The sequence below is a fragment of the Caballeronia choica genome (genome assembly GCF_001544535.1).
GTDB lineage: Bacteria > Pseudomonadota > Gammaproteobacteria > Burkholderiales > Burkholderiaceae > Caballeronia > Caballeronia choica.
In genome coordinates, this window is sequence record NZ_FCON02000493.1 from 1 (window position 1) to 1,134 (window position 1,134).

The following is a 1,134-nucleotide window of genomic DNA, read 5'->3' on the forward strand; positions in this document are numbered from 1 at the left end:
CGCTGCTCTATGTCATTGAAAGTAAACGAGCTTTCTCGCTGTCGTGGCGCGACAGCGACGTTGTGTATAACGACATGGCCTCAAGGCGGTCCATCGTTTTTTCGAAGATTATCGAGTCGGTGCCGGGATCGGGAATTCTGCAAATCACGCGCGAACGCACTTGGGTGGCAACGTCTTCGTTTTGAGGTTTCCAGTCACTAAAAACAAAGTCGTCGATAGTAATCGGGAGCAAAATATCACCGCCTCCTTCTCTTGCTTCGCGCTCGAGAACCCGCTCGAGCTCGTTCAGGACACCGCTTCGTCCTAGAGAAGTGCGTGAGCAGACGAGCAGCACCCGATCGTAGGAATTCACGCCTACGTGCATGACCCGGTGCAATTTTTCGCCGGGGACTGAGTCATCGGGGAAAAACCATGTTTTTATCCCTCGCGACTTCAGCGACTCGTTGATCTGTCGTGCAATCAGTTCGTCGCATCCTCCATATGAAATGAACAAGGTCGAGTAGCGTGTTGTACGCTTCCCCTCATCGTTAGAGCCGTGCTTCCTGCGCAAGTGGTGGAGTAGCCGCGCCTTGTCAGTCTCGGACACGACATCGGCCAACCCCGCTTTCTGTACGCCCGCCTCCTGCAGTATCTCGAGCAGCAGGTTTGTAGGCATTTGCAGTTCCGCGGCAAACTCGGCTACGTTGCTACTTGCCATTCATTCCTCTCTTAATGCAAGGACCGAACCTACGGTCAGCATCGGGTCATGCGGCCCACGGCGGGCGTCAGCTCAATGTTCATCGTCCTCTACTGCATTGATGCAGTTCCCACGTCAGTGTACCTCCAGAACCCCGAGGGATTTATTTCTCCACCAGTCCCCCTCACCCACAAGAGCGGGCGGCCGCGACCGAATGCCGTGTCAATGTCATGTCAATGTCCCCGCTAAGTTCAAATGTCGGGGTTCCAGCCAAATAGAAATGTCGGGGTTTGATCCGATTTTTCTCTCGTTCTTAAAGGCCAGTTCAAAAAGATCTCGGAAGGGCTGTTTACTTTTCCACGAAACGGTTAACCTTGGATACCTGAACAACGGATCAAGGAATGCCGGCACCTATCATCGATGACGAACTGTGGGCACTGATCGAACCGCTACTTCCG

Annotated in this window: 1 protein-coding gene and 1 pseudogene; both read right to left on the reverse strand. The window is 53.4% G+C overall.

Going from position 1 to position 1,134, the window contains the following annotated elements; translation table 11 throughout:
* Window positions 1-7: 7 nt before the first annotated feature.
* The gene (locus tag AWB68_RS45250) at window positions 8-493 is read right to left on the reverse strand and encodes a toll/interleukin-1 receptor domain-containing protein (protein WP_235028888.1); all 486 of its coding nucleotides are present in this window, start codon (window positions 491-493) and stop codon (window positions 8-10) included.
* An 18-nt stretch (window positions 494-511) separates the two neighbouring features.
* Window positions 512-697 (reverse strand): annotated as a pseudogene (locus AWB68_RS50610) (hypothetical protein); the annotation flags it as partial.
* Window positions 698-1,134 lie beyond the last annotated feature (437 nt).